The 26,347-nt window shown below is 53.4% G+C and carries 22 protein-coding genes; 6 read left to right on the top strand and 16 right to left on the bottom strand.

All coding sequences use genetic code 11. The features are described from left to right. The 9 genes from AC0IM9_RS00450 to AC0IM9_RS00410 form a co-directional block, all read right to left on the bottom strand. Positions 1 to 1,224 carry an NAD(P)/FAD-dependent oxidoreductase gene (locus AC0IM9_RS00450; protein ID WP_482802662.1) on the bottom strand — a complete coding sequence of 408 codons (1,224 nt, stop codon included), beginning with the start codon at positions 1,222 to 1,224 and terminating at the stop codon, positions 1 to 3. A gap of 63 nt (positions 1,225 to 1,287) precedes the next feature. After that, positions 1,288 to 2,601, bottom strand: coding sequence for an alginate export family protein (locus tag AC0IM9_RS00445; protein WP_482802661.1), 1,314 nt, complete (start codon positions 2,599 to 2,601; stop codon positions 1,288 to 1,290). A 38-nt stretch (positions 2,602 to 2,639) separates the two neighbouring features. Continuing rightward, a complete protein-coding gene (locus tag AC0IM9_RS00440; RefSeq protein ID WP_140910511.1) occupies positions 2,640 to 4,358 on the bottom strand; it encodes an ABC transporter ATP-binding protein in 1,719 nt (572 codons plus the stop codon). A gap of 42 nt (positions 4,359 to 4,400) precedes the next feature. Continuing rightward, a complete protein-coding gene (locus AC0IM9_RS00435; protein ID WP_140910454.1) occupies positions 4,401 to 5,414 on the bottom strand; it encodes an ABC transporter permease in 1,014 nt (337 codons plus the stop codon). 160 nt (positions 5,415 to 5,574) lie between these two features. Further along, positions 5,575 to 6,969 (bottom strand): CmpA/NrtA family ABC transporter substrate-binding protein, encoded by a 1,395-nt coding sequence (locus tag AC0IM9_RS00430; protein WP_482802660.1) that lies wholly within the window; start codon positions 6,967 to 6,969, stop codon positions 5,575 to 5,577. Positions 6,970 to 7,443: 474 nt separating this feature from the next. Then, on the bottom strand, positions 7,444 to 9,708 hold the full coding sequence (locus tag AC0IM9_RS00425) for a putative bifunctional diguanylate cyclase/phosphodiesterase (protein ID WP_482802659.1): 2,265 nt from the start codon (positions 9,706 to 9,708) through the stop codon (positions 7,444 to 7,446). A gap of 15 nt (positions 9,709 to 9,723) precedes the next feature. Continuing rightward, complete coding sequence (locus AC0IM9_RS00420) at positions 9,724 to 12,990, bottom strand: chemotaxis protein CheB (protein WP_482802658.1); 3,267 nt, start codon at positions 12,988 to 12,990, stop codon at positions 9,724 to 9,726. A 291-nt stretch (positions 12,991 to 13,281) separates the two neighbouring features. Continuing rightward, entirely contained in the window at positions 13,282 to 13,836 is a 555-nt protein-coding gene (locus AC0IM9_RS00415; RefSeq protein WP_482802657.1) for a PAS domain S-box protein, read from the bottom strand. Positions 13,837 to 14,443: 607 nt separating this feature from the next. Further along, complete coding sequence (locus AC0IM9_RS00410; protein ID WP_140913977.1) at positions 14,444 to 15,022, bottom strand: beta-class carbonic anhydrase; 579 nt, start codon at positions 15,020 to 15,022, stop codon at positions 14,444 to 14,446. 14 nt (positions 15,023 to 15,036) lie between these two features. On the opposite strand from AC0IM9_RS00410, the gene AC0IM9_RS00405 reads away from it, so the two are divergent. Further along, on the top strand, positions 15,037 to 15,186 hold the full coding sequence (locus AC0IM9_RS00405) for a hypothetical protein (RefSeq protein WP_186289667.1): 150 nt from the start codon (positions 15,037 to 15,039) through the stop codon (positions 15,184 to 15,186). Next, on the top strand, positions 15,179 to 16,063 hold the full coding sequence (locus AC0IM9_RS00400) for a LysR family transcriptional regulator (protein ID WP_482802656.1): 885 nt from the start codon (positions 15,179 to 15,181) through the stop codon (positions 16,061 to 16,063). Before AC0IM9_RS00405 ends, AC0IM9_RS00400 begins: the two co-directional genes overlap by 8 nt. Before the next feature lie 173 nt (positions 16,064 to 16,236). On the opposite strand, the gene lnt is transcribed toward AC0IM9_RS00400, so the two are convergent. The 4 genes from lnt to modA are packed head-to-tail and all read right to left on the bottom strand — an operon-like array spanning position 16,237 to position 19,484. Then, a complete protein-coding gene (lnt, locus tag AC0IM9_RS00395) occupies positions 16,237 to 17,805 on the bottom strand; it encodes an apolipoprotein N-acyltransferase (protein ID WP_482802655.1) in 1,569 nt (522 codons plus the stop codon). A gap of 47 nt (positions 17,806 to 17,852) precedes the next feature. Further along, positions 17,853 to 18,209, bottom strand: a complete 357-nt coding sequence (locus tag AC0IM9_RS00390) for a hypothetical protein (protein WP_482802654.1) — start codon at positions 18,207 to 18,209, stop codon at positions 17,853 to 17,855. Between the two features lie 33 nt (positions 18,210 to 18,242). After that, complete coding sequence (locus AC0IM9_RS00385) at positions 18,243 to 18,671, bottom strand: TOBE domain-containing protein (protein ID WP_482802653.1); 429 nt, start codon at positions 18,669 to 18,671, stop codon at positions 18,243 to 18,245. A gap of 42 nt (positions 18,672 to 18,713) precedes the next feature. Further along, on the bottom strand, positions 18,714 to 19,484 hold the full coding sequence (modA, locus tag AC0IM9_RS00380) for a molybdate ABC transporter substrate-binding protein (RefSeq protein ID WP_482802652.1): 771 nt from the start codon (positions 19,482 to 19,484) through the stop codon (positions 18,714 to 18,716). Between the two features lie 469 nt (positions 19,485 to 19,953). Between modA and AC0IM9_RS00375 the strand changes: the two genes are divergently transcribed. Genes AC0IM9_RS00375 through AC0IM9_RS00365 form a run of 3 tightly spaced genes read left to right on the top strand, consistent with a single transcriptional unit; the run spans position 19,954 to position 22,723 of the window. Further along, on the top strand, positions 19,954 to 20,187 hold the full coding sequence (locus AC0IM9_RS00375) for a FeoA family protein (protein ID WP_140914294.1): 234 nt from the start codon (positions 19,954 to 19,956) through the stop codon (positions 20,185 to 20,187). Next, entirely contained in the window at positions 20,184 to 22,502 is a 2,319-nt protein-coding gene (gene feoB, locus AC0IM9_RS00370; RefSeq protein WP_482802651.1) for a Fe(2+) transporter permease subunit FeoB, read from the top strand. The genes AC0IM9_RS00375 and feoB overlap by 4 nt, the downstream gene beginning before the upstream one ends. Further along, positions 22,499 to 22,723, top strand: a complete 225-nt coding sequence (locus AC0IM9_RS00365; protein WP_140914292.1) for a FeoC-like transcriptional regulator — start codon at positions 22,499 to 22,501, stop codon at positions 22,721 to 22,723. Before feoB ends, AC0IM9_RS00365 begins: the two co-directional genes overlap by 4 nt. Before the next feature lie 35 nt (positions 22,724 to 22,758). Here AC0IM9_RS00365 and AC0IM9_RS00360 read toward each other — a convergent pair whose 3' ends face one another. The 3 genes from AC0IM9_RS00360 to AC0IM9_RS00350 form a co-directional block, all read right to left on the bottom strand. After that, positions 22,759 to 23,049: a hypothetical protein gene (locus AC0IM9_RS00360; RefSeq protein WP_140914291.1), complete on the bottom strand. Its 291-nt coding sequence runs from the start codon at positions 23,047 to 23,049 to the stop codon at positions 22,759 to 22,761. A gap of 76 nt (positions 23,050 to 23,125) precedes the next feature. After that, positions 23,126 to 24,076 carry a YncE family protein gene (locus AC0IM9_RS00355; RefSeq protein ID WP_482802650.1) on the bottom strand — a complete coding sequence of 317 codons (951 nt, stop codon included), beginning with the start codon at positions 24,074 to 24,076 and terminating at the stop codon, positions 23,126 to 23,128. Between the two features lie 64 nt (positions 24,077 to 24,140). After that, positions 24,141 to 24,737, bottom strand: a complete 597-nt coding sequence (locus tag AC0IM9_RS00350; protein ID WP_482802649.1) for an SRPBCC family protein — start codon at positions 24,735 to 24,737, stop codon at positions 24,141 to 24,143. Positions 24,738 to 24,860: 123 nt separating this feature from the next. Here AC0IM9_RS00350 and sbcB point away from each other — a divergent pair, with 123 nt between their 5' ends. Further along, on the top strand, positions 24,861 to 26,300 hold the full coding sequence (sbcB, locus tag AC0IM9_RS00345; protein ID WP_482802648.1) for an exodeoxyribonuclease I: 1,440 nt from the start codon (positions 24,861 to 24,863) through the stop codon (positions 26,298 to 26,300). Positions 26,301 to 26,347: the final 47 nt, after the last annotated feature.

Raw genomic sequence — 26,347 nt, 5'->3', positions numbered from 1 at the left:
TTAAGCGGCGGCGGCCAACGGCGTCTGGCCGAACATCAGGCGATCGCGGATCGCAGCAATCGGGGTTTTGTCCTTGACCAGGTTCAAATACCAGGCGCTGTCGCTGGTGTCGCCGTACAAGATCACGCCGATCACGATATCGCCGCGCAATACGATTTTTTTGTAGACGCCGAGGCCGTGGTCGATCAATTGCAGAATTTGGCAGTCGGGGTCGCCCTCGAAATCGCCGACCGAAAACAAGTCAATGCCGGTCACTTTTAGCATCGTCGCCGACGACAAGGTTTGATAAATGCTGCCGTCATGACCCGACAATTGGCGGGCGCAGACTTTGGCTTGTTCGTAAACCGGCGCCACCAGACCGAACAATTCGCCGCGGTGCTGGACGCATTCGCCGACCGAGAACACCCGCGGATCGCTGGTTTGCATCAGGTCGTCGACGATGACGCCGCGCTCGCATTGCAAGCCGATGCGCTCGGCCAAGGCGATGTTCGGTTTGATACCGGTCGACATCACCAGCAAATCGGCCGGCAGTATTTCGCCGTTACTGAGCTGCACCTGTTGAATATGGTCGTCGTCGCCGAGGATGCGATCGATGGTACAGCCCAAATGAAATTTTATGCCCTTGTCTGCTAATTGCTGTTGCAAAAAGCCGGCCGCCTGCCTATCCAGTTGTTTGTTCAATAAATGCCCGGCGCGGTTGATGACACTGACCTGCATACCGCGTTGCAACAGGCCGTTAGCCGCTTCCAGGCCCAGCAAGCCGCCACCGAGAATCACGGCGTGCGTCTTACTCGCCGCAGCGGCAATCATGCTCTGCACGTCGGCGATATCGCGAAAACCCAACACGCCGCGCAAGTCGCGGCCGGGAATATCCAGCATCAACGGCAGGGAACCGGTGGCCAGCAATAAATAATCGTATTCCGCTTCGGTGCCGTCCTGAGCCACAACCCGACGCCGGTGACGGTCGACGCCGACTACTGCTTTATCGGTACCGCAGTACAAGGTGATGTCGTGTTTGCGGTACCAGTCGAAATCGTGAATCATGATCTCGGCGATGCTTTTGGCGCCGAACAATACCGGAGTCAACATGATCCGGTTGTAATTGCCGTGCGGCTCGGCGCCGAACACGGTGATTTGATAGCGTTCGGGCGCCAACTGCAGCAATTCGTCGACGGTACGCATCCCCGCCATGCCATTGCCGATGACTACCAGTTTCAGTTTCATGACTATATCTAACAACTGTGGAATCGATGCCGGCCGGGCATTTGCCGCCCGGCCGGCGGGGACTTAGAAGCTGACGTTGGCTTGCAGCCAGATTCTTTGGGTGTCGGTATATGCAGTGTTCTCGGTATTGAAGTTGGCGTACTTGGCTAACAAGGAGTAGTGCTTGCCGAATTTCTTCAAGATCGAGAAATCCCATTCGCTACCGTACTCGATGCCGCCGGTATCGTCGTAGAAGTCGTGGTACACCCCGGTGACGATCAGGCTGTCGTTCATCATTTTGTACGTGGCGGTGGCGAACACGTCGCGAATACCGGCGGCGGGCGTGGTCAGGAACAAATCCGCCCAACCCTGGAAGGCGTGGTTGGTACCCAACGGGGTCTGGAATGATTTGTAGGTGGTGCCGTTGGTGGTAACGCGGTTGCCGGTGTAGCCGTAACCGTTGAGCTGCTCGATGGCGCCTTGCAGACTCAGGTTGAAGGCGCTGACACCGCCCATGAAATTGAAGCGGTCGGCTTGGTAGTCGTTGGGGTTGTCGCCGTAGTCGAGCTGGTTGCTCCATTCGGCGGTATACAGAAAATTCACCCGATCGAAAAACTGCGGCGACTTACCGTCAAAACGCAGGCCGTAGGTTTGCGACGATTTGTGATAGTTCTCGCGTTGCCGATAGTCCAGCCAGTAGCCGTAACCGATCAGATTGCCCCAGTCGTTGACCTTGTAGTTCAGATTCAGGATCGGGGCGTTGATGGTTTCGGTTTCGCCGAAGATGTTTTGAATGTGGTCGAGATAGCCGGCGTTGACGGTCAGGCCGAAAATGGTCTGATTGTTGTGTGTCAGCAGTATCGAGTCGTAAGTCATCTCCATTTGCCGCCAACCAACGTTACCGATGAAGCGGTCGTCGTCTAACTTGATCCGTTGCCGGCCGACTTTGATCAAGGTGTCGGGGATGCCTTTGTAACTGAGCCAGAATTGATTCAATTCGCTGCGGTCGGGGTCGGCTATCAGCGAATAGTCGCGGTGGCGGTTAGTGGTGGTACCGCCTTGGTCATAGTCTTCCTGCAAGGCATAGTTACCTTCATATTCGGCATAGGCCTGGAAGTCGTAGAACGTCGGCGACAGCAAACCCAGCCGCAGGCGGGCGGTGTTGGCGTTACCGGTTTCGACCCGGCGCGGTGCCTTGCCCGGAATGACCGGACCTTGGTCCTGGTCGAGGTTTTCCCAGCGATAGTTCAAATCCATTTTTACCGCGCCGTTGCTGCCGTAATGGTAAAAATTCAGCGCATCTTCCACTTCCTTGGTCAGGTCAGCGGATGCGGTGGTACTGGCGATTGCCATCGACAGTAGCGTGGCGGTAGGTAGTTGATGTTTCGGTAATGGCATATAGATCCCCTAAGCAAATGAAATACAGAGAAGCGAAATCAGTGGGTATGGTCGCATTCGGACAAGAAGGTCAGCAGGCTCTCCCGGTATTTGTAATAGTCGGGGTGTTCGAGCAAGGCCTTGCGGCTGCGCGGGCGGGGCAGGTCGATCTCCTGGATTTTGCCGATTTTGGCGTGGGGGCCGTTGGTCATCATCACCACCCGGTCGGCCAATAAAATGGCTTCGTCGACGTCGTGGGTGACGACGATGGCGGTGACGTGTGTGCGTTCCCAGACTTCCATCAGAACTTCCTGCAATTCCCAGCGGGTCAACGAATCGAGCATACCGAACGGCTCGTCGAGCAATAACAGTTTAGGCGACAAGGCAAAAGCGCGGGCGATACCCACCCGTTGGCGCATGCCGTTGGACATGTCGGCCGCTTTTTTGAACATGCTGTCGGCCAAGCCGACCCGGGTCAGGTAATACTCGACGATGTCCTCGCGCTCGTCCTGGCTGGCATGGGGATAAACTTTATCGACACCGAGCATGACATTGTCGAATGCCGTCAACCACGGAAACAGACTCGGCGCCTGGAACACCACGCCGCGGTCCGGGCCGGCGCCGTCGATTTCGCGGTTGTCGAGCACGATACCGCCTTCGGAGATCTCGTTCAGACCGGCGGTCATCGATAACACCGTCGATTTGCCGCAGCCGGAGTGGCCGATAATCGAGATGAACTCGCCCTTCTTCATTTTCAGATCAAAACCGTCGACTACTTTTACGGTGCCGTTGCCGTCGGGGGTCGGGTAGATTTTCGACAGGTTGGCAAACTCCAGATAGCGGGCCTTGCCCAGGTCGCGTTGGTCCGGCTTCAGGGCCGAGGTATCCAGTTTCCAGTCGTTGCTGGTGTTGGGACGCACATCCGGCAATTTCAGCTTGTCACCGATTTCAGCCTGGGCTTTTTGCATGCCGATGTCCATCAGGTAGCGGGTGATGTCGGCGCGCAGGCGTTTGAACTCCGGGTCGTGGTTCAAGGCGGTACGGTTGCGCGGGCGTTCCAGGTCGATGACGAAATCCGGGCCGAAAGTGGCGTCCGGACCGGGGTTTAACGGAATCACCCTGTCGGCCATGTAGATGGCTTCGTCGACATCGTTGGTGATCAGAATCACCGTTTTCCGGTCCTGCTCCCAGATTTGCAGGATTTCGTCCTGCAGATTGCCGCGGGTCAACGCATCCAGCGCGCTGAGCGGTTCGTCCAGCAGCAGGATGTCCGGGTTGGCCGCCAAAGCGCGCGCGACGTTGACCCGCTGCCGCATACCGCCGGACAATTCCGACGGTTTTTTATCCATCGCCCGGCCCAGATTGACCATGTTGACGTATTTCTCGGTGTGGGCCCGACGTTGCTCTGGGGTCCAGTCCTTGAAGATCGCATCCACCGCCAGCGCCACGTTTTCGTAAACGGTCAACCAAGGCATCAACGAATAGTTTTGAAACACCACGCCGCGATCCGGCCCTGGTTCGCCGATGGTCTGGCCGTTTTTTAACAGTTCGCCGCTATCGGGATAGATCAAGCCGGCGATCAGCGACACCAAGGTGGTTTTGCCGCTGCCGGAAAAGCCGACTATGGCAATGAATTCGCCTTCCTTAATATCCAGATTGATGTCTTTCAATATCGAAGTCCGGCTTTTGCCCTCGCCGTAGGATTTGCAGACGTTTTTTAGTTCCACCAACGGTTTGCTGGAGTCGTTGGCCGGGGAGGCGCTCGTATGTTTATGCATGGATAGGTCGATGATTTTGGCGGCAGCGGTCATGGCGGCACCTTAAATTTTTTGGAACGAGAACAGGTTTTGCAGCGAATGCATGATGCGATCCAGCACGAAGCCGATGATGCCGATCGTGAACACTGCCACCATGATCCGGCTCAGCGAGTTGGAACTGCCGTTTTGGAACTCGTCCCAGACGAATTTGCCCAGACCGGGGTTTTGCGCCAGCATCTCCGCAGCGATCAATACCATCCAGCCCACGCCCAGCGACAAGCGCATGCCGGTAAAGATGAAGGGCAGGGCAGACGGCAGGATGATGCGTTTGATCTGGGTTGGCCAATCCAGTCGTAATACCTTGCCGACGTTGACCAGATCGCGATCGATCGACGACACGCCTACCGCGGTGTTGATCAGCGTTGGCCACAGCGAGCATAGCGTTACGGTGATGGCCGAGGTGATGAAAGACTTTTCGAACCAAGAGTCTTCGCTGGTGACGTAGAGCGCACTGACCACCAGCGTCACGATCGGCAGCCAAGCCAGCGGCGACACCGGTTTGAAGATTTGGATCAGGGGGTTGAACGCGGTATTGAGCACCGGGCTCATGCCGCACAGGATACCGAGCGGCACCGCCACCAAGGTCGCAATCACAAAGCCGGCGAACACGGTGCGCAGGCTGGTCAGAATTTTATCGAGGTAAGTCGGTTTGCCGGTGTAGGGGCGAATCTTGATTTCCGCGTTTGGATCTTCGGCCAGTTTTTCCTTGTTGCGTTGTTCCTGACGTTGGTAAAACTCGGCTTTTTTGGTGCGTTCGGAAATGTGCTCGTCGATCAAGCCACCGACCTCGTCCCAAACCGCAACCGGTCCCGGAATCGCACCCAAACTGGTTTTTACGCCGGATGCAGAGACGCTCCACATGCCCAGGAAAATAGCGAAGGCGATGATGGGCACGCCCATGATCAGAAACAATTGGCGCATTTGTTGGGCCGGGTTCTCGCCGGCCGCCATTTTCACCAAAGGTACGAACCAGGTCAGGCCCGTAATATTGAAGAATTTGATCAATTTGTTACTCATAAAATGTTCCTCTTCAGGAAATCAAGGTACGCGACGAGTACCCCATGTTGCTTGTTCAGGCTGCTCGAATACGCCTGAAGATCCAGTCCGTTAATTCTTTAAAAAAGATGTGCTTCCCTGCACCAAACAACGTCCCTGTTAGAGCACCCACCAGAGTTTGTTACTCGACAATCTTGCCGCCGGAGACGGTTTGTTTGCCTTTCAAGCCAATCGGGAATTTGGCCAGATAATCGTTAGGTTTGTTGGCATCGAACGGAATTTTGTCGATGAAGAAGTTTTGCGACGGCTTGATGCTGGTATCTGCCGGGAAATCTTCGGCTTTGGCTTTGCCTTCGGCGATCAATTCTTTCGCTGCAGCCAGATAAATGTCAGGGCGATAGACTTTTTTCGCGGTTTCCATGTACCAGTTGTCAGGTTTGTACTCGTTGATCATGCCCCAGCGCCGTAATTGGGTTAAATACCAGATCGCGCTGCTGTAAGACGGATAGCTGGCGCCGTGACGGAAGAAGGTGTTGAAGTCGGGCAGCGAACGCTTGTCGCCTTTTTCGTATTCAAAGGTGCCGTTCATACTGGCCGCCAATACCTCGACGTCTGCACCCACGTATTGTTTTTGCGAGAGCATTTCGATGGCTTCCTTGCGGTTTTTGTTGTTTTCCGCATCCAGCCACATCGAGGCGCGAATCAGCGCTTTGGTGACGGCTAAATAAGTGTTGGGATATTTTTCGGCCCAGGCTTGGGTCACGCCGAACACTTTTTCCGGGGTGTCCTTCCAGAGTTCTTCGTCGGTGATGACTGGCACGCCGATGCCTTTAAATACGGCTTGCTGGTTCCAGGGTTCGCCGACGCAATAGCCGAAGATGGTGCCGGATTCCAGGGTAGCCGGCATTTGCGGCGGCGGTGTCACCGCCAATAAGGCGTCTGCACTGATTTGGCCGGACGTGTCTTGCGGCGGCGCGTAAAAACCGGGGTTGATGCCGCCGGCGGCCAGCCAGTAGCGCAGTTTGATGTTATGGCTACCCGGCGGGAAGGTCATCGCCATATTGAAGGGTTTGCCTTCGGCTTTGAATTTGTCCACCACTGGCTTCAAAGCGTCGGCTTTAATCGGATGCACGGGTTTGCCGCCTTCCATTGGCACATTCGGTTTCATCTGTTTCCAGATGTCGTTGGACACCGTAATCGCGTTACCGTTGAAACCCATGCTAAAGGGCACGACTATATCGGCTTTGGTACCGTAGCCGGCGCTGTAGCCCAACGGTGCGGCTGCCAGCATGTGCGAGCCGTCTAACTCGCCGTTCACAACCCGGTCCATCACCACTTTCCAGTTGGCTTGGGCTTCCAATTGCACGAACAGGCCTTCGTCCTCGAAAAAGCCTTTCTCTGCGGCAACGGCCAGCGGGGCCATGTCGGTCAGTTTAATAAAGCCGAATTTCAAATCTTCTTTCTCGGGTTTGGCGCCGGCCTGCACGGCTGTCGAAAAACTCAATCCGGCAACCGCTATGGCGGCAGCGACGGCGACAAACAGTTTTTTGGGGGCGGGTTTCTTGGCTGGTTTCATGTCGTTTCCTGTTAGCGATAAAAGTCTGGGCCAAAAAAAAAGCGCCTGCAGCCCGATTCCTAATCGAATCGGGTGCAGGACGCCTTTGTCCGGTTTGCTCAACATTGAGCGGTTAAAACAGTAACCCTGCTTTGGGTGTTATTAAGACTTAAGCAAACGAGGTGCCACTTTTGATTTTTATGGGGAAAATATAAAATAGTTTTGTTAAAACAAAGTGTTGAAAATTTATTATCCGGTTTTGGCCGGAAAACCCGAATTGTGTCGAAGGTGAAAGGCGGGTGGGATTGATAACAGTTTGGGCGAATCGCACATCTATGGTGCGAACAAATATGGTCAAACTGGTGCAAATCAGACTTGCTTGCCGACCATGCTGGGGCATGGTTTAACGAAACGGAGACTGCTTGAACATGGCCTGCCAAGAACGCGCGGCGTGCGGGCCTGCCGTGGAATCGGGTAATTCGGCTCGGGCCTGGATTATATTGGGGCTGTATTGTGCGTGCTGGAGCCAACCAACGGCAGTTTGATGTCAGTCGCTGATAACGGCGGCGAATAAAAATAACCCTGGCCGAGTTGGCAACCCAATTGCGTCAGTAATTGGGCTTGATCGGCATTCTCAATGCCTTCCGCCAGGATCAGCAGGTCCATGTTCTTGCCAATATCAATGATCGACTTGATCAGCGCATTATCTTGCTCTGCACCCAATTCATGCACAAAGGACTGATCGATTTTTAGGATATTGAGCGGGAATTTCTTCAGGTACGCCAGTGAAGAATAACCGGTGCCAAAATCGTCCAGGCTCAACAAAATGCCGAGTTCGCGCAATTCGTGCATCACCCGAATGCTCTCGCCGATGTTTTGCATGGCGGTGGATTCGGTGATTTCCAGGATCAGTTGGGCGCCAGCCAAGTGGCAGTTGGTCAACAATGTTTGAATGTCCCGGCACAAACCGGGCTGCAGAAATTGGCGAGGAGACAGATTGATACTAATTTTGAGCGGTATATCGGGCCATTGCCCGCGCCAAACCGATGCTTGCTGACAGGCATTCCTGATTACCCAGTCGCCGATCGAGTTGATCATGCCATTGTCTTCGGCGATAGCCAGAAAGCTGTCGGGTTTCAACTCGCCCCGTTGCGGATGCTGCCAACGCAGCAACGCTTCATAGCCATAGACCCGGTGATCGGCCAAATTGACCAGTGGCTGGTAAACCAAATGGAATTGATGTTCCCAATCGGCCATCTGCAATTCAAACTCCATACTGCTGCGGGCTATGGCTTGCTGACGCATCTGATCGTTGTAGAAACGGTAGCTGTTACGCCCCGCGGCCTTGGCGGCATACATCGCGGTATCGGCATTTTTGATCAGCTCCGGCGCCGTGGTGCCGTGTGCAGGGAACAGAGCAACACCAATACTGACGGAAGCGATAAATTGGACGCTGCCGATTTCGTGGGGGAGGGACAATTCGTGGAGCAGCTTTTGCAGGATATGTTCGGTGGTGGAGTGGCAATGCTCGAGATCTTTGAAGTGGGTCAACAACACCACGAATTCGTCTCCGGCAAACCGCGATACGCTATCGGTTTCTCTGATACAGGCAAGCAGACGACTGGCGACGTTTTGTAGCAGCACGTCGCCTGCCAGATGGCCGCAGGTGTCGTTCAACAGTTTGAATCGGTCCAGGTCGAGAAACAGAACACTCAGCGACTCGCGCGAGCGGCTGGCGTGCAAGATGGCATTGTTCAGCAGTTCGTTGAAGTAACTGCGATTGGGTAATTTGGTCAGAATGTCGTAATGCGCCAAAAATTCGATCTTGCTGTCGTTCAATTTTTTTTGCGTGACATCGGAAAACATCACAATGCAGTTTTTGATTTTTCTGAATGCATCGTGGCTGCAACTGACGGTCAACGAGGCCGTGAAAGCAGTGCCGTTGCGGCGATAAAGCTCCACTTCTCCCTTCCATCGGTCGTGGCTGATCAATTTTGACCAGATCACCTCGAATAGTTTGAGGTGATGACCTGCAAACAGCACGGAAACCACCGACTTGCCGATCACTTCGGAACGCTGATAGTCGGTAATATCGATGAACGATTGGTTGACGCTGAGAATCTGTTTGTGGTCGTTGGTGATCAGGATCGCCTCTTCGCTGGTTTCAAATACCTTGGCGGCCAGTGCTTTCTCCTCTGCCAGACGATGCCGGTCAGTGACATCCACCGCGATCACCAACAACGATTGCCGCCCTTGGCCGCTCTCGTCGAGTTCGCTTATCTGGCGCGCATTGAACTGAACCTGCACGGGTATGCTTTGCCGCGGGTTTTTCAGTAGCCGCAATTCGATGGTTTTATGCTCGGGCTTACTGAAAAACGCCGGGTAGCGCGCACTGAAGATGATGGCGTCATCCGGGTGAATGAAGCGGCTGAGGTGATGGCCTTCAACATCCTGCTGTCTGACCTCCAACATGTCGAGTAGTGTCTGATTGGCCTTGAGAATGCGCCCCTGCTGGTCCATCTTCAAATACCCTGCAGGAGCTTGATCAAACAACAGACTGAAATTATTTTTGGCTTGGAGTAACGCCTGATAAGTTTCCCGCAACGTCTGGTTTTGCATCTCCAACTGCATTTGATGCACGTTCAATTCGTGGATCAAAGCTTTGACGTCATCCAACTGACCAGCGTACAGGCCTTTGGGTAAGTCGTTCAGAAGCGCTTCTGCTCGGCGACGTAAGGTTTCGGGATCCAGTTGCGGCATTCCGGTCTCCGGCTGTTAAACCGGTTTTTCCGTGGTGACCACCAGCATGGTATCGCCGTTTTGGTAGCCGAGAACCGACGCGATCATGGTGATGTCGAGCACTTGTTTGTTTTTGGTCAGGCGTTGGATCTGGGTAACCTGATAGCTCGATTTTCCGGAAATGATGCTTTGAAACATGTTACGTGCTTCGTCGCGCAGATTGGTCGGAATCAAGCTCTCGAACTTCATGCCCATCGCTTCCGATTGGGACCATCCGTAAAGGGATTCCGCTCCCTTGTTCCAGGCGACGATACGCCCCTCGAAATCGATGATAATGATGGCTTCACTGACATCCATCAACATGGACGCCAGCTTTTGAATGCAACTGATGCAATGACGTTTGTCGATCAACAAGTGGCTTCTCAGATCCCGCTCGGTCAACGCAAAGATTTGTCCGCTATCGTTTTGAGAAGAGAGCAAGGTGGCAGATACTGAAACATCAATGACTTCTCCTCTCCGATTTAAACGCTTGCTGTCGAATTGCGCAACTTGTTCGCCCTGTTTGAGTTTTTCAAATACCCGACGCATCCTTGGTCGTTCGTCCAGGGTTACCAGGTTTTCAAAGTGCATTTGTAGCGCCTCTTGCTCGCTCCAACCGTACAGTATTTCCGCGCCACGATTCCAGGTGATAAATTTGCCGGATTCGTCCATAAGGGTAATCGCATCCTGCGAATAATTGACAAAGCTAGCCAGACGCTGGGTTTCCAATTCGGCCCGTTGTTGCAGACTTTGCTGGGTTTGTTTCAGCAGATCGATATTGACGAACGTCAGGATCACCCCGGAATAGATCCGGTCCGAAACGGCGTAGGGAATGATCCGCATAAAGAACCAATTGCCAGACTGGTTTTGCACTTCCGATTCCAAAATGACCTTTTTTGCCACCACTTGGCTGATCAGATTCTCAAGGTCGATGTCGCGAATCGAATGAGTCAAATGAAAGAATGGTCGGCCTATATCGTTTTCAACGATATGAAACAAACTCTGCAATTTATGAGTGAAGCGGCGGATATCCAGATTCTCGTCCAGGAACAAGATACCGATATTGGTGCTATTGAACAGGTTGTCGAGGTCGTTGTTGAGAATCGTCAACTCGGTTATTTTGCTCTGGTGTTCGGCGTTGACGGTATACAACTCTTCGTTTACCGATTGCAATTCCTCGTTGGTGCTCTGCAATTCTTCGTTACTGGCTAATAATTCTTCGTTGGTGGCTTGCAATTCCTCGTTGGAGGTTTCCAGTTCTTCCACCGTGGCTTGCAGGTTTTCCCGGGTGAGTTGCAGTTCCTGTTCCAGATCGTTGATGCGTTGCGCGGCGTCCTGATTGATATCGAAATTATCGGCGACGAAGCCGATGTCCTGGGTGGCGTGATGATCGGCCTCGAAAATCAGAATCGCAATCAGGGTTTCTTGGCTCTTGCGACCGGGCAACAACCTGATGTGAATGTTCAGGGTCCGCGCCTTGTCCTTTTCGCGCAGTTTAATGTTGGACATACTGATGTTTTCCCCGCTTTTCAGGGCTTTTCGCACGCCGGTAGCGATCGGAATGGCCAAGTCCTTGCTTACCAGTTTGGTAATGTCGGTTACCAATTTTCCGCTGGGATAGGTCAGGTAACGCTGCGCATCGCCGAAGATATGCGATATCTCCAAGTTCTCATTCACGATCATGGTGAACGGCAGCAGATCTTTGGTCAACGCGTTAAAAAAGCGTTCCAGAATTTTGTCGTCCTGATAACGGCCGGCAAAGTGACGACTGGATTGCGGCGACGTATTGCTGAAGGACGTTATCAATGTCGGGGTCGGATCGATACTGCTAATACCCAGGCTGCGGTATTTGCCCCGAGCCCGGTAAATCTTGCCTTTGGGGCTGACCATGTCGAAATAGTCGACCATCTCGCCAATCGATTCGCTGGTGCCCAGCATCAACAGGCCGTCTTTCACCAACGAAAAATTGAATAGTTCAAGTATCTTTCTTTGCAGGATGGGCTGTAAATAAATCAATAAATTTCGACAGCTCAATAAATGAATGTTGGTAAAAGGCGGGTCCTTAATCAGGTTGTGCTGGGCGAACACCACCATCTCGCGGATGGATTGCGATATTTGAAAACTGTCTTCCCGGCGTGAAAAATATTTCACCAGCAAATGCGAGGGTATATCGGCGGCGATACTCTCCGGATACAGGCCGGAGCTGGCTTTCTCCACGGCTTTGGCATCGACATCGGTGGCAAATAATTTCATCCGGAAAAAATTGCCGGAATATTCCCGATATTCCGCGAGCATGATTGCCAGCGAATAGGCTTCCTCTCCGGTGGAGCAGCCGGCAATCCATACCCTGATTTCGTTGTTGCTGATCGACTTCACCAACTGGGGCAGCCATTTACTCCGGATCTCTTCGAACACCGTGTCGTCGCGGAAGAAACTGGTGACACCGATCAATAACTCCTGAAACAAGGTTGATACTTCTTGGGGATTTTCTTCCAGCAGGTTGCGGTATTCTTTAAGGTCGCGGCATTGATTGATCGTAATACGACGTTCGATACGGCGGACGATGGTGTTGGGCTTGTAAAACGTGAAATCGACTTTGTGTTTGTCGCGCAACAGGGCAAATATGCGGGTGAGATCGCTGTCCTCGGAATTGATGCTGGCATCCTGAAAGGCGTATGGATGCTTGACGAATGCCATCAACTGTTTGGGCATGTCTTCCGGCGGCAGTATGAAGTCGACCAGGCCGGTCGCAATCGCATTTCGAGGCATGCCGTCGAACTTGGCGCTTTCTTCATCCTGGACCATGACCATGCCACCATGCTCCTTGATGGCGCGAATTCCGCGCGTGCCGTCGCTGCCAGTACCGGAAAGGACGATGCCAACCGCGAATTCACCGACATCTTCCGCTAATGAGCGCATGAAAATATCGATAGGCAAATTAAGTTCGTTGCTATGGTTCTGATTGTTCAACAGCAGATGGCCGTGAAAAATCGTCAGGTTTTTACGTGGCGGTATCAGGTAGACATGATTAGGTTCTACTTTCATGCCTTCTTCGATTCGCAACACCGGCATGAGAGTGTGCTTGGATAGTAGTTCGACCATCAAGCTTTTGTAGTCAGGCGATAGATGCTGAACCACAATAAAGGCCATCCCCGTATCCGCCGGCATTTTTTTGAAGAAACTTTCTATCGCTTCCAAACCTCCGGCAGAGGCACCGATACCCACTACGTATCGCTGGTCATTTTCTTTGTCGAGTTTTTTCATCGGTTCGCGGAGGGTCTATTCGGCTGCATTGAACACATTGTAGATAGATTGTTCATGTCAAACTCGCCACGTTCGACAGTCTCAACCATGAACCAAATTACTGTTACACGTCAAAATACCCTTAATTCGCCTATCTCCCAAGCATCGAAAACCGTATCTGATTGAATGCCGGAGCCACCTTCGACACCGTGGGAACCCAACTTGGCGTTATCAGTGGGCTTAGTTACCAAATCCGTTTTCGCAGACATTCGAAGTTTGCCGACCGGTTCAACAGGTAAGTCGGACCGGACGTTACAGATCATCGAGATCCGTTACGGTAATGATCAAAGCTTGCCCGGGAGTATGCGTAGGTGCAGATGTTTCGTTTTCGCCAATTTTCTTGCCCGACATTTTGGTTTTTAGCGGCATGTTTTTTTTGGCTTTCAGGCTCAGTGAAATTGATTTCCCTTCGGGGTTCTTGAAAAAACTGTCGAAGCGCGAATTGAACAACACCTTATCCTCATCGACTATCACCGAAGACAAGTGCTTTTTGACCAGCTGACCTTTCGAGACACCGAGCCATTCCAATAGCGTTTCGTTAACCTGCTCGACAAAACCGTTCGCACCCACAATGACGATACCCACCGGCAGTTGGTGGAACAGATAGTGGTAGTTGTTTCGTGAGCGGGTGAGTTCTTCCTGAGCGCTAATCAATTCCTGATTCTGCATCTTCAACTCGATCTGATGAATCTGCAGATCGTAAAAAATCCGTTGAATTTCATCCGGGGTGATCTGGCTGATTTCTTCCGGCGTGAAATCAATGATGTTTTCGGTCAGACCTTTAATTTTGTGCAGATATTCCGCCATTGCAACGCTCCTAGTTTAATGAAACACACTTTCCAGTGTGTGATTGTTCAGGAAGCTTACCAGATTGCCCAAATCTTACAATCGAGCCCGGATAAGAGTGCCGAATCGTCTGATTGTTCCGCGCAGCTCGGTAGGCTGCGGTTGGCGGATTGGCTCGGCTACCAGTTTTCACGAAAGCCAATGCCGCGGTGACTGAGATCGGCAGGGCTTATTGAAAAAATAGCGGCCTCGGCCAGGTGAAGCGGGTGCGCTCGGTTACCTTTTAACGAATTTGTAGAACCTTGGTTGATCCTCTCTCTGGCGCGGTCGCACAAGCATAAAGGGTGATGCTAGAACAATATCTGGATAAGCCTTGGAAATACAGCAAACGCATAGATATCTGAAGTCGTAAACGGAAGCGATGAGCCGAGATCTGGCCAAGACTGAAGAAGAGTGCCCATTTGGCAGAGTACTCCAGAAAAATGGCGGTTGAAGAACGCGATCAGCCGTTTTATTTGATGAGAGCAGGCGCGGCCTGCCTGATTTGGCTCGGGCTTTACCAATAAATGCAGTGAAAGATAGCAGTTGCATAACTGCTATCTTCAATTGTTTAGCGTATCGGAAAGTCTTAGCTGGCTTGGCCGGCGGCAGTGGCTTCCGGTACTTCAAGCAATCGTCCGGTTTTGACGTCGTAGACGTAGCCGTAAACCGGAATATCGCTCGGCACCAGGGAGTGGGCCTTGATACGTTTGACGTCTTCCAGCACGCTGTCGGCCTGGTTCTTGATGGTCAGCCAATTAATGTATTTACCGTCGGTCGAGCCGGGACCGTCACCGCTATCGTGCCAGCCGCTGGCGTCGACGCTGGCGGTTTTCAGGCTGCTGGCCAGCAAATCGCTCATGATGTCGTTGGTAAAGGTTTCCATGCCGCAATCGGTATGGTGAATCACGAACCATTCCTTGGTACCGAGCAATTTATAGGAAATGACCAGGGAGCGGATGGCGTCGTCGCTGGCGCGACCGCCGGCGTTGCGGATCACGTGGGCGTCGCCTTCGGCTAAACCCGCGTATTTGGCCGGGTCCAGGCGGGCATCCATACAGGTCAGAATGGCGAATTGGCGGGCGGGCGGCATCGCCAAGCCGCCTTTATCGAAACTGGACGCGTATTCGCGATTGGCTAGGAGTACTTCGTTGTGAATTTTGCTCATAAAAACCTCGGTGGGTGAAAAAACGTCTGGCCGAAACTGCCGAACCAGACGGTGTAACAACTATCTCCGGGGTAAATTTTAACGAAGCCGGAATATGGTTTAAAGACGCAGAAAAGTTTATAAAATATAAACCTCAGGTTTATAAAAAGCAGGGCGATGGATAAATTCAATAATATGCGGGTGTTCTGCCGTATCGTCGAATTGGGCACGTTTTCCGCGGTTGCCAAAGAACTGAAACTGTCGACGATGATGGTCAGCAAATATATCGCCCAGTTAGAGGCCTCGTTGGGCGTGGTGCTCTTGCATCGCACTACCCGCAGCATGAGTTTGACCAGCGCCGGAGAGGCCTATTACCACCGCAGCAAACAGTTGCTGGAGGATTTGGCCGATCTGGAGTCGTCGACGGCCCAGTTGGGGGAGCGGGTAAAAGGCACCATCAAAATCAGTGCGCCTATCGATTTCGGCGGCATGTACATGGTGCCGGCCATTGAGGCTTACTTAAAAAAATATCCGGAAGTCAAAATTCTGATGTCCTTGGATAACAAGCCGCCCAACTTGCGGGTCGGTAGCGTCGATATCTCGTTACTCGTCACCGACACCCTGGACCCGGGAGTGGTGGCGCGGAAGATCGCCGAAACCGAATTGGGGACTTATGCCTCGCCCGGCTATCTGGCTGAAAAAGGCTGTCCGCAAACTATAGATGAACTGAGCGGCCATCAATGCTTGCAATATGTCGATACCCCACACGGCGATTATTGGTTGTTCAACGTCAACGGCGAGCTGAAACGGATCAAATCCGATTGGATGCTGGCTTCCAACAACGGCCGGGCCTTGTGCCAGGCGGCGGCCATGGGGATGGGTGTCGTCCAGGCGCCGCGCTTATCGGTCGCGCCGCATTTGCAAAACGGGGAGTTGGTTGAAATTCTGCGTGAATACCGGCGGCCGGAGTTGGCTATTTACGCCACCTATCTACAGCGCAGGTTCTACCCGGCCAAGTTGACTACTTTCATCAATTTTCTGTTGGCTTATTTTGGGCAATAGGCTTTATCTGTACTTTCGGACAATGTGGCAACTTGTCGCGTGACAATATGCCGCATTCCTAATATAAGAGATCGCTGATAGTATGTGCGCCATTGCAGAGATGTTCAGTGCAATAACTTCCTCCTCTCAAATCCGGCTTACAGCCGGATTTTTTTTGCCTGCCGGTTATTGTTTTAGGTGACAGTTGCGCCGGGCTTTGTAACTCCGGCGCGCAAGCCCGCTATTACTAACAGAACCAGTCCGCTCCATAACAGGCCCGGCATCAGATGGAAATGGCGTTGGTAAAACGTGCTGGCCGGTTGTTTCGAGAACGGCACATGATAGCTGCCGGCCCAACTCGTATCGAGTGGCGAAAGCGGCAACACCGTACCATCGGCTAACGACACTGTGGATATGCCGGTGTTGGTGGCGCGCAATACCGGCCGCCTGAATTCCACGCCGCGCGCCAGCGTCATATATAAATGTTGGTAAGGCTCTTGCCAGCTGCCGTACCAGGAATCGTTAGTGACGTTGACGATGAACTGCGCTCCCAGATCGGCCAGCCCCTTGGAAAATTCCGGGAATAGACTTTCGTAGCAGACTTGCGGCCCCATATCGAAACCGTTCAAGCGCAGCAACAAGGTCGGTCCCGGTCCGCGCCCGAATTGGCTGACCATAGGCAATGCGGTTTTCAGCCAGGGAAACACGTCTGCGAACGGAATGTATTCGCCCAAAGCCAATAAGATCGTTTTGCTGTAGTGCGGCTCGGTGACCTTGCCGGTTTCGTCGATCACAAACAAGGAATTGGTGATGGCATTATGCTCGTCCTTGGCGTACGCCCCGGTCAGTAAAGCCAATTGCCGGTTGCGCACAAACTGTTGTAACAGATCGGCGTACTGCGATTGGTTGTATTCGCCGCCCAACAGGGCAGGGAAGGCGGTTTCCGACCACATCACGAAGTCGACGTCCGGGTTGTCGGCCAAACCGGCATCGGTGGCCTGAAAATATTGGGTCAAAATTTCCGCGCGATAGCCTTTGCCGTGTTCCATGGACTGTTTTTGCAGGTTGCCGATGTTGGCTTGCACCAGCAGCACGTCCAACGCATCGTCGGCGGCCGGCAACCGGTTTTTCAGCCATAGTCCGCCGGCATTCAACCCGGCAAAGCCGAGCACGATCGCAACGGCTGCGGTTTTGCCCGCGCGTTGCCCGCGCTGCTGCCAGGCATACAGCGCCGCCAAATTGGCGAGTACGGTCAGCATGCTCAAACCGGCGAAACCGACGATTTCCGCCCATTGGTACAGCGGCAAGCCGGCGCCGTACCAGCTATACCCGAAATTCCATTTGAATAGCATCGGCACGTAAAATTCGGCCAAGGCGGTCAGAACCGCCATCAAAGCCAACGATATCCCGCGACTGGCGCCCAGGCTGCGGCGAACGTAGAACCAGGCCAAGCCGGCGATCGGGACGAACAAATGGCCGAACGCCGCGAAAATCAGCATACCGATAGCGGCCACCAGCCAATTGACGTTGGCGAATTCGTGCAGGGTGTATGTCACCCAGTTGAAGCCGATCATCGTATAGATAAAGCTGGTCAATATCCCGCTTAGCAGGACTGGTCGCAGCCTGTCCTGACTTTGCCAGAATTGCCACAGCGGGACGAAACAGAACAACGAAGCCCAAGGCGGGAAGGGGATGTAGCTGGTACCGATGAAAACGCCGGATAACACCGGCAGCCACCATGGCGATCGAAAAGCCTGCCTCATATCTATGCCGTTTGCCGCTAAAAAGCGTCGATTGTAACCGATAGCGGTTAGCAGTCCGCTCGGTTTGCGGGAAGAGAGGCGCGGGCCGGATTGAGCTCGCTCGCCGTATTCTTGCGTAAATTAGCGGGAAGCCTTAACGGTTCGATGGCGGCCGGGTTCATGTAAAAGTAGCCGTCGCATGGCTGATGACGCACTGGTAAGGCAGATGGTCCAGCTGGGGCGAGATCGACGATGGCGTGGGTTTTGTTCAGGCTGTAGACGACGTCGCCTTCGCGCAAAGCCGCCCGCTGCCGGATAAGATAGGATGCCTGCAGCTTGTCTCGCACCGTTTCGGCGTTGTAGGCGCAATCGGTTTGCAGTGCCGCGTCGATCAGCCGCAGTTTTACATTTGCGCCCAACAACATAATTGCCTCAGCCGGAACATTGCCGGAACTCGATCAACTTTGCACGGCCAGAATAACGGCACCGGCCTTGAATATCGCCGTGGCCGGCTGGCCTATAGTTAGTCCTAGCGTTTCGACGCTTTCGTTGGTCACCGTCGCCGCGACGACTTCGCCGCCGCCGAGTTCGATGTCAACCTCGGAATTGACCGCGCCGGGTTTGACGGCCACCACGGTTCCGGCGAGCTGATTACGCGCGGAAACTTTATAGCCGCCGAAATCGGTGACAACGATGATCTGCGGGGCTTTCACCAAAGCGATGGCTTCTACCCCGACTTCGATTCCGAGCGTTGCCACCGACTCTTTGGTAATCGACGCGACGATGGTGGCGCCGCCTTTCGAGCTCAGGTAAATCTCGGCATTGACTGCGCCGATCAACACTTGTTCGACTTTGCCGCTAAATTGGTTACGTGCACTGGTTTTCATAATGAGTCCTGGTTTAAGTTGTTAGCTAAGAGGGGGAGGGCGTCATGGCTGCTGCGGTAACGAGTAACCATATTTTTCGATAATTGCTCGCGCGGGAGCGGTTTTAAGGAACTCCAACAAGGCTTTTGCAGCCGGATTATCGCGGCCGTTGTTTAGTAAAACGGCATCTTGCAATATTGGTTTGTAAAGATTGGTCGGAACGGTCCAGCCCGAACCGGAGCCGATCTTGCCGTTTTCCATAACTTGGGAAAGGGCAACGAATCCCAATTCAGCATTGCCGCTACTGACGAATTGGTATGTCTGGGCAATATTCTCGCCATGCACGAACGTGGGTTGCAGCTTATCCAACAGTCCGAGGTTTGTTAAAGTGTCTATCGCCGCGGCACCGTAAGGTGCCAACTTAGGGTCGGCCAGTGCTATATGTTTAAAATTGCCCGAGGTCAAAACTTGACCTTGGGAATCCACAAAATCCACCGTTGCCGACCACAACACCAACTTGCCTACAGCATAAGTGAACCGGCTGCCGGACACGGCTAGCCCGGATTCCTCGAGTTTCAGCGGGCTCTTGTCGTCAGCGGACAAGAAAACTTCAAATGGTGCGCCATTCTCGAATTGTGCGACAAATTTCCCCGACGACCCGAATGACAATTTTGCTGTGTGCCCGCTGATTTTTTCGAATACTTGGGCAATTTCGTTCATTGGTTTAGTGAAGTTTGCCGCAACGGCCACTAAAGCCGTTTCGGCCTGTGCGGTTGTGTTGATAACCAATAGACCAGCTAAAGTCGTAAGTCTTCTATTTACAGAAAAAAACATGTCAAATCTCCTTATTCCCGAACATGTTTTGTAGTGTATACCGTTATATACAATTGTAAATAACGAATGATTGGTCTCCTGTTCGAATGACAATACCGTTGAAGCTTTTGCAAAGACGAGAATTAACTACATCCTATGTTTTTCTACGTAAATTCCACTATATACAGGAAGGCGGAGTGCCGAGATTAAATGAACCGTTGATAACTTGTTTCTTAACCCAAAACAATCAAACGAGGGTCAACTCAGATTGCCAAGTGCGCTGCTCAAATTGAGCACGTCATGGGCTTTCGGCAGTTCTCACCACGAGGCTTGCTGGTAACTCCATGTTATTTTACATAATATACATTATGCGAAATATTGTCTCGCCGTGGCACGCCCCCGCGATGCTCGTCGAACATGTAAATTTGCCGTATTGATTTGTTGATATGCTATAGTGCTTATTAATGAGAACAATTATTAATTAGCCTGCATGCAGACAAATTTTAAAGCGCTGGCGGCTGGCGATACTGGCCGCATCTTAGGGTTTGACCAATCCGGCGGAGTTTATCGGAAAAAACTGTTGGCAATGGGTTTGACTCCGGGAACTGAATTTACCGTGACGCGTTTCGCGCCTATGGGCGATCCGGTCGAGATTAAGATTCGCGGCTTTTCCTTGTCGCTCCGCAAAAACGAAGCGTCGGTGTTACTCGTAGAAAAAGTATGAAAGACGCCGTTTATACCGTTGGCGTTGTCGGTAACCCCAATTGCGGCAAAACCACGTTGTTCAACGCTCTGACCGGTTCCAAACAACACGTTGGCAACTGGCCCGGTGTCACGGTAGAACAAAAAACCGGTGAGTATATATACAAAGGAAAGCAGATCGACGTGGTCGATTTGCCCGGCACTTATTCGCTGGAAGCCGATGACGACAGCATTTCGCTGGACGAAAAAGTTGCGCGCGATTACGTCGCCTCGCGCCAAGCCGATTTAATCATCAACATCGTCGATGCATCCAACATCGAACGCAATCTCTACCTGACCTCGCAATTGCTCGAGATGCGGGTGCCGATGATTCTGGTTCTGAACATGATGGATGCCGTAAAAAAGCGCGGCATCCGCATTGATACCGAATTGTTGGCCAAACATCTCGGTTGCCCGGTGGTGCCGGTAACCGCGGCGACCGGCCAAGGCATCAAGGACTTGCTCGAAATCATCAGCAAAGCCTGCGCCGACAAGCCGGTTCCCCAGCTTCAAGTCGCTTATCAAGCGGAGATCGAAGCGGCCGTCGATGAGTTGAGACCGCTATTGTCAGATATCTCCGGCCGCAACCGTTGCGATAGCCGCTGGCTGGCCTTGCGGCTGCTGGAGAACGATACCTTGGCTAAGCAGATGGCCGGGCCGGAACTCACCGAAACGGTCACTCGCCTGCGGGGCCAAATCGAAGATCAGAGTGGCGACGAAATCGACATCCTGGCCGCCGACGCCCGCTACGGTCTGGTTAACCGGCTGGTGCAGGCCTCGGTATGTAAATTAAACGAAGTCTCGCGCAATACCACCGACAAAATCGACGCCATCGTGCTGAACCGGTTTTTGGGCATCCCGATATTTCTGCTGGTGATGTACGCCATGTTCATGTTTACGATCAACGTTGGCAGCGCATTCGTCGACTTTTTCGACAAAGCCGTGGGTGCGTTATTGGTAGACGGCCTTAGTGTATGGCTGACGGCAATGAACTGGCCGGATTGGCTGGTAGTTTTAACCAGTAGCGGTATCGGCGGCGGTGTTCAGGTCGTGTCCACTTTCATTCCGATCGTTGGCTTTTTGTTCATCTTCCTGTCCATGTTGGAAGACTCGGGATACATGTCGCGTGCCGCTTTCGTGATGGATCGCTTCATGTGCATGATCGGCCTACCGGGCAAATCCTTCGTGCCCATGATCGTTGGTTTTGGTTGCAACGTCCCCGCCATCATCGCCACTCGCACACTGGACAACCAGCGCGACCGGATATTGACCAACATGATGAATCCGTTCATGTCCTGCGGCGCCCGCCTCCCGGTCTACGCCTTGTTCGCCGCCGCCTTCTTTCCGGTTGGCGGCCAAAATCTGGTGTTCGGCCTGTATCTGTTCGGTATCGTTGTTGCGGTTTTGACCGGCCTGATCATGCGTTACACCCTGCTGCGCGGCTCCCCTACTCCTTTTTTGATGGAATTGCCCGCCTACCACTTACCGACGCTACGCGGGGTTTACACCAAGACCTGGGAGCGCCTGAAAACCTTCATCGTCAACGCCGGCAAAGTCATCGTGCCGATGGTGCTGGTATTGAACGTGCTGAATTCGGTCGGAGTCGACGGCAGCTTCGGCCAAGAAAACAGCGACAAATCGGTACTCAGCGAAATCGGCCGGCAATTGACTCCGGCATTTCAACCGATGGGCATCGCCCGGGACAACTGGCCGGCTACGGTAGGCATTTTTACCGGCGTACTGGCTAAAGAGGCCGTGGTGGGTACGCTGGATGCGCTTTACAGCCAGATGGCGACCAGCGACGCTGATGTCGAGGATAAAAGTTTCGATTTGGCTGCAGCCTTATCCGAAGCCTGTCAAACCGTGCCGGACAATCTGATCGCGATCGCCGACAAATTACTCGATCCGCTGGGTATCGGCATTGCCAATGTCGCCGACCAAACCAGCGCTGCCGAAAAACAACAAGTCAAATTGGATACGTTTGCGGTGATGCAGGCGCATTTCGACGGCCGGGTCGGCGCATTTGCCTATCTGCTGTTTATTCTGCTCTACGCGCCATGCGTGGCAGCCACCGCTGCCATCTACAAGGAAACCAGCGGCGGCTGGGCCCTGTTCGTGGTGTGTTGGACCACATTCGTCGCTTATCTGACCGCGACGTTGTTCTATCAAGGCATGACCTTCAGTCAGCATCCGCAAACGGCAATAGGCTGGATTTTCGGTCTCACGCTGTTGTTTGCCGGCGTGCTGCTGGTGTTGCGCTTTTACGGCGCCCGTCAATTCCGTGGAGTAACGCCATGATATTGTCTGACTTGCGCGGCTATTTGCAGGACAAACGCCGGGCTACGCTGCACGATTTGGTCCTGCATTTTCACATGGACGCCGACGCCTTGAGAGGCATGCTCGGCAAATGGATCAGCAAAGGTAAGGTCAAGCAAACTGCGGCCGGCAGCGCTTGCGGCAGCGGCGGTTGTTGCAAATGCGATCCGCTGTTGACCGAAATTTACGAATGGGTGGATTGAACGGTTAGCGGGAGATTGTCCCGCCAACCGGAGGCTTACTTACTCTCTGCAAGCCAGCCCTGCAAAGCTTCAATTAATTCCTGAGCCTGCTTTTCACTGGAAATATTGAATTTGGATTTTTGTTGATATTCGCCGTTGCGTTTTTGGTAACGGCGGATGCTGAAACGGTCCTGGCTGTATTGATTTTTGGCCGGTTCCCAGTCCTGATAACGGAAAATCACGGTGGCCCAGGCGCCTTTGCTCAGGATCTTCTTGTCCAATTCCTTGACGGTCTCGACGCCGCCATCTTCGTAACGAATAGTTAAATCTTCGACGTTTTCAGTCATAAAGTTCTCAACGAGTTTTAAAGCCGGCGCGCAGTCTACCACCGCAATGGTGCCGCCTGCAAAATACCGTCGGCTATCAATGCGTAATGAACTCGCCGAAAGCGCGACTGCCCTCCCCCGTATTGATGGTATCCACCACTTGCAGGGTTTTGGCGTCGATGACCGAGACATTGTTATCGAACCAATTGGCGACATAAATATGCCTGTCGTCCGGGTGCGCGCTAATGCCTTCCGGCTTGTCGCCGACCGGAATCACGGCAACTTGTTTCAAGGTCGCGGTATCGACGACCGAGACGGTGCTGTCGTCCTGATTAGTCACGAACAACAAACCGTCGCTATTGGCCAGCGCCACAGCGTAAGGTCGGGCGCCAACTTTAACCGTGGCCAGCCGTTTCAGGCTGCGCGCATCCAACACGGTAACATCGTCGCTTTCCACGTTGGCCGAATACAAGCGCTTGCCTTGGCTATCCACTGCAATCCCGAACGGATGAGCGCCGACTTTGGTGGTGTTGCGGATGCTCAGTTTGCGCAAATCGATTTGGGAAATGGAATCGTCTATCCGGTTGGCGACGTACAGCCAGCGGTTGTCGGGGCTGACGGTCATGCCCGACGGCGATTTACCCACAGTAATGGTTTTTAACCGGCTGAAATCCTTGCTATCGAACACGGCCACCGAATTTTCATACCAATCGGCAACAAAAATTTGTTGGCCCTTGCGGTCAGTTGTGATGCCCAACGACGCGCCGCCGACTTTGACATTTCGCAACTTGGTCAGTTTGTCGCCGTCCAGCACGGCAAAGCCACCGCCCTCCGGCGTGCTGACGTAAATTTGTTTCAATAGCGGGTTTATCGCCACACCGGCCGGCTTGCCTTCGACTTTGATCGTTTCGATGACGCTACGGTTTTGGGTATCGATCACCGAGACCGAATTATCCAGTTGATTGGTAATAAAGGCACGCGGATTGGCGTGAACCGGCATCGCGGCGATAGCAAATAAGCAAACAGCCTTAAACCTGAATCTGGACATGAACAAAATGGGGGCGGGAGGAAAATGGTTCCCGGCTCAAGGCCGGGAACGGGGATAAAGCCGATTAACGCTTGATATCGATTTCGACGTGTCCAGCCGCGGAGCCGGCTTTTTTGGACAAGGCTTCCAGGCCGGTTTTCAACACGTTGCTGACCGCTTTGTCGGCGGCTTCTTCGTTTAACTCTGCCGGCGGGTTGTTGTTGACGTAAGCGCGGTAGTAAGTGGCAACCCACTCGACTTCGGTCTTGCCGCCTTTGTCAGTGACTTGTAATTCGGCCGCATAGTTACCGACCGGCAATACGGGCAACGGCTCGTCCTGGCCCGCATGTTTGATGGTGCCGGTGTTGCTCATTTCGGTGATTTTGTATTTGTAGCTCATTTTGGCGGCATCGTAGGCTTTCAATTCCTCGGTGATGGTGCCGCCGTTAGCCAAAGTCAGCGTGCGCACCGCGCCTTTGTCGTTGCTACCGCTACCTTTCACGCTTTTGATGCTCGGATGCCAGGACATGTCGTCGTAGTTTTTGATCAAATCCCATACTTTCGCCGCGGGTGCGTCTACGGTCACGGTAGCGGTCATTTTCGCTCTGACGGGGCCGTGCGCATTGGCTAAGCCGGCGAACATCAGCAAAACGGATGAAACGAGTAGCGAGGTTTTTTTCATAACACTTTCCTATGAAGGTCACATAAAATGGAGCGGGCGATTATAGAATAATTTTCCGCCGCCAGTATCCGCAAAAGCGCGTTTGCGGAAATTTTCCCGACCGCCCTCCTCCCGGTTCCAGTCATGACTTCAACCACATTTTTCTGGCACGACTACGAAACTTTCGGCGCCGATCCGCAACGCGACCGGCCGTGCCAATTTGCCGGAGTCCGCACCGATACCGACTTCAACCTCGTCGGCGACCCGATCATGCTTTACTGTCGGCCGGCCGACGATTATCTGCCGCATCCGGAAGCTTGCCTGATCACCGGCATCACGCCGCAACTGGCCGCGGCGCAGGGTGTCTGCGAGGCGGCATTCGCCGAGACGATTCACGAGGCCTTGTCCCAGCCCGGCACCTGCGGTGTCGGCTACAACAGCATCCGCTTCGACGACGAAGTCACCCGCAATCTGCTCTACCGCAACTTCTTCGATCCCTATGCCAGAGAGTGGCAAAACGGAAATTCGCGCTGGGATTTGATCGACGTGGTCCGCGCCGCCAGAGCCTTGCGCCCGGAAGGCATCGAGTGGCCGGACAAGGAAGATGGCCTGCCCAGTTTTCGTTTGGAAGACCTGACCCAAGCCAACGGCTTGTTGCACGACGCCGCGCACGATGCCTTGTCGGACGTGTACGCGACGATCGCGATTGCGAAGCTGGTCAAACAAAAGCAGCCCAAGCTGTTCGAATACCTGATCAACCACCGCCATAAAAGCCAAGTGTCGAATCTGCTGCGGCTCGGCAGTTTTACGCCGCTGGTACATATTTCCGGCCGCTTGCCGTCGCGCAACCACTGCCTGGCGGTGGTATTGCCGCTGGCGCAGCATCCGACCAATAGCAACGAAGTCATCGTTTACGACCTTGCCGCCGATCCGGAACCGTTATTGGCGCTATCCGCGGAAGAGATCAAACAGCGCTTGTTTGTGGCTAACACCGACTTGCCGGAGGGAACGGTGCGGATTCCGTTGAAAACTGTCCACATCAACAAATGTCCGGTGTTGGCGCCGATCTCCGTGCTGAAACCGGCCGACCGGGAGCGCTTGCAACTGGATTTGGCCGGGCATGATCGGCACTTAAAACAAATTCAGGCAGCGCCGGCCCTGGACGCCAAATTAGCCGAGGTGTTCAGCCGCCGCAACGACGACACGAAACCCAGCGATCCGGATTTGATGATTTATAGCGGCGGCTTTTTCAGCCAGCGCGACAAGTCTCTGTGCCAACGGCTGCGACAAACCGCCCCCGCGAGCTTGGCCGATTTCGAATCCGAATTCGAAGACCTGCGTCTGCCGGAAATGCTGTTTCGCTACCGCGCCAGAAATTACCCGGACACATTGACCCAGGAAGAGCGCCGGCAATGGTCGGCGTTTTGCCGCGACCGGCTGGAACGGGAAAGCGCCGGTTACATGGGCTTGGCGCAGTTCCGGGAAAAAATCAACGCCTTGCGCGCCGATAGCGGCCAGAATCACACGCTACTGGACGCTCTGGAAAATTATGCCGACCAGTTGGCCGCAAAACACCATGTTTGATGCCGGCTTATACCGTATAATGCCGACCATTTGAGTAAATTTCGACC

This window comes from Methylomonas sp. Uni0011 (genome assembly GCF_056850255.1).
Note: the sequence above shows the minus strand (reverse complement) of the source record. Positions and strands in the feature narration are given on the sequence as shown.